We start from the raw sequence: 2,836 nt of genomic DNA, 5'->3' as shown, positions 1-2,836 counted from the left end.
CCGAACGTGTACAGCACAGCAAATACCAGCAATCTCAGCCATGCCTCCCCCTCTTCGGTTTCCCAAAACCCCGATTCAGGATGTCGGTTCCTACGGGCTTGCGCTTGCAGGTGGCGATGAACACTGCTTTTCGGGCGATGAATTAATTCCCCCACTGCACGCAGGCTTCGTTTTCCCTGGTCTGTAAGTGCGGCAAAAATGACGCGGCTGGTTGTCCGTATGGCTTGAGTCGTAGAGTTTTTTTTGTCATAAAACTGATGATACAGGAGATGCGGCAACCAGTTCCCATCTCCTCAGCTCCCTTCATCCTCAGACTCTATCGGTAGCATGACTGTCCCGCTTTAAGTGGGAAGCCGAATTCTCGAACTTCTGATGAATGTGCAGCAAGAGTCGTCCTTGCGACTGGCTCGACTTCTCGTGAGCGAGCCTAGATTTCTCCGCGTCAACACTATGACAGCTCCGGGAAGTTATTCCCTGGACGGGCCGAAAGAGATCGACGAATTGGCGGACCTTGGCAATTTCGCGGCTCTCCAAACGGATGTCCTCAGCCAGGTGAAATCACGTTTCTTAAATGGAGTTTCGGTGACTCCTTGGGAGCGGTTCCCGTAATTATCACCAGCGCCATGTGATGGTGCCACGCCTGCCAGCGGCGGGCCGAAGGTTCCTCATCGTCCCAGATCCATACTCGCCGGGTCAGTCACTCCGATAATCCAACACATGCCCGGCCTGGCTAACACTGCGCATCCATGACTCCATGAGCGCATGATCATGCGGCCGGGTCGCCGGGCTGGCTGCAATCCCCAGGGCGACTGCAGCTACCCGGAGAACCCGAGAACGACGCGCCGCGTCATCGCGCTTTTCTTCTCAATCTTCGTGACGACGACGGAGCCGACCTCGGCCGTGTTTGCCACATGCGTGCCTCCGCATGGCTGCAGGTCGACGCCCTCGATGTCGAGGACGCGCACGCGACCCAGGCCACGCGGTGGCTGCACGCTCATGCTGCGCCCCAGGACAGCTCTCCGGGAAGAAAGTTCGGCCATACGCCGCAGTATCGTTGTTTTCATCAGCTTCGAACTCAGCTATGCTGCGCGAACGTCGAAAGAACGATGTAAACCAATGGAGGAATTATGTTCCAAGTCCGAATACACGGTCGCGGCGGCCAGGGTGTGGTGACGGCTGCCGAGATGTTGTCTATTGCTGCGTTTGAGGAAGGCCGCCACGCACAGGCCTTCCCGAGCTTCGGTTCCGAACGTACAGGAGCCCCGGTCGTCGCCTTCTGCCGCATCGCCGACCAGGAAATCCGGCTGCGCGAACCGATCATGGAACCCGATGCCCTGATCATTCAGGATCCGACGCTGCTGTTCCAGGTCGATGTCTTCTCCGGCCTGAAAAAAGGCGGTTACATCCTGATCAACACCACCCGCAGTTTCGACGAATTGGGTCTCGGCGATTTCCTTCGCGACTGGCCGAAGGAAAGATTGTGCACGGTCCCGGCGACCGATCTCAGTCGCAAGCATGTCGGTCGTCCAATGCCCAATGTCCCCTTGCTCGCCGGTTTTGCGGCAGCATCAGGGATCATCCGGCTGGAGTCGGTAATCATGGCGATCAACGACAAATTCTCCGAAAAGGTGGCCAGCAACAATATCGCTGCCGCAACCGAGGCTTATCAGTTTGTCCTCGACGAGATCGAAAGCGCACGTCAGCAGGAGGCCGCACATGCTTAAGCAGACTGAAGGTTCACACGCCGTTGCCGAGGCTGTCGCCCTGTGCCGGCCCGAGGTGATCTGCGCCTACCCCATTTCACCGCAGACGCACATCGTTGAAGGCCTGGGCGAGATGGTCAAGGCCGGCGAGGTCGAGAACTGCGAGTTCATCAACGTCGAGTCCGAGTTTGCCGCGATGAGCGTCGCCATTGGTTCATCGGCAACCGGTGCGCGCACCTACACCGCCACCGCTTCACAGGGCCTGCTGTTCATGGTCGAAGCCGTGTTCAACGCTTCCGGCCTCGGCCTGCCGATCGTGATGACCGTTGCCAACCGCGCCATCGGGGCACCAATCAACATCTGGAACGATCACTCGGATTCCCTCTCGCAACGCGACTGCGGCTGGATCCAGTTGTTTGCCGAAACCAACCAGGAAGCGCTCGATCTGCACATCCAGGCCTTCAAGCTGGCAGAGGAAGTCAGCCTGCCGGTGATGGTGTGCATGGACGGCTTCATCCTGACGCACGCTTACGAGCGCGTGGACGTTCCCAGCCAGGAGCAGGTCGACGCTTTCCTGCCGCCTTACGAACCCCGTCAGGCGCTGGATCCCAAGGAACCGGTATCGATTGGCGCGATGGTCGGCCCCGAGGCTTTCGCGGAGGTCCGCTACCTCGCGCACGCCAAGCAGATGCAGGCTCTTGGACTGATCCCGAAAATGGCCGAGCAGTTCAAAACGGTATTCGGTCGTGAGTCGGGCGGCCTGACGCGTTCGTATCTGACCGACGACGCCGAAACCATTGTCGTGGCGATGGGTTCGGTGCTGGGAACGATCAAGGACACCGTCGACGAAATGCGTGCTGCCGGCGAGAAGATCGGCGTGCTGGGAATCACTTCCTACCGGCCTTTCCCGATCGATAGCGTCCGTGCCGCACTGCAGAACGCGCAGCGCGTGGTGGTGCTCGAGAAGAGCCTGGCCGTCGGCATCGGTGGCATCCTGTCTACCGACGTGCGCATGGCGATGTCGGGCCTGCAGTTGCACGGCCATACCGTCGTCGCCGGACTCGGCGGGCGGGCGATCACCCGCAAATCCCTGCGAGCGCTGTTTGCCAAGGCCGCTCGTGGCGAACTCGAAC

General features: G+C 59.6%; 2 protein-coding genes and 2 pseudogenes. 2 read left to right on the top strand and 2 right to left on the bottom strand.

Features of this window, described 5'->3' with window-relative positions; all coding sequences use genetic code 11:
- Positions 1-278 (bottom strand): annotated as a pseudogene (locus E4Q08_RS24200) (hypothetical protein); the annotation flags it as partial.
- 537 nt (positions 279-815) lie between these two features.
- Positions 816-1,013 (bottom strand): annotated as a pseudogene (locus tag E4Q08_RS23315) (alanyl-tRNA editing protein); the annotation flags it as partial.
- A 114-nt stretch (positions 1,014-1,127) separates the two neighbouring features.
- Between E4Q08_RS23315 and E4Q08_RS23310 the strand changes: the two are divergent.
- Together E4Q08_RS23310 and porA are read left to right on the top strand one after the other, a co-directional pair.
- A complete protein-coding gene (locus E4Q08_RS23310) occupies positions 1,128-1,724 on the top strand; it encodes a 2-oxoacid:acceptor oxidoreductase family protein (RefSeq protein ID WP_034911090.1) in 597 nt (198 codons plus the stop codon).
- The coding region (gene porA / locus E4Q08_RS23305; RefSeq protein WP_169072167.1) for a pyruvate ferredoxin oxidoreductase at positions 1,717-2,836 on the top strand (1,120 nt) is incomplete at its 3' end. The genes E4Q08_RS23310 and porA, both read left to right, overlap by 8 nt.

This window comes from Candidatus Accumulibacter contiguus (assembly GCF_012940005.1).
Lineage (GTDB): Bacteria > Pseudomonadota > Gammaproteobacteria > Burkholderiales > Rhodocyclaceae > Accumulibacter > Accumulibacter contiguus.
The sequence above is the reverse complement of the archived record's forward strand: the minus strand, read 5'-3'. Positions and strand labels throughout refer to the sequence as shown.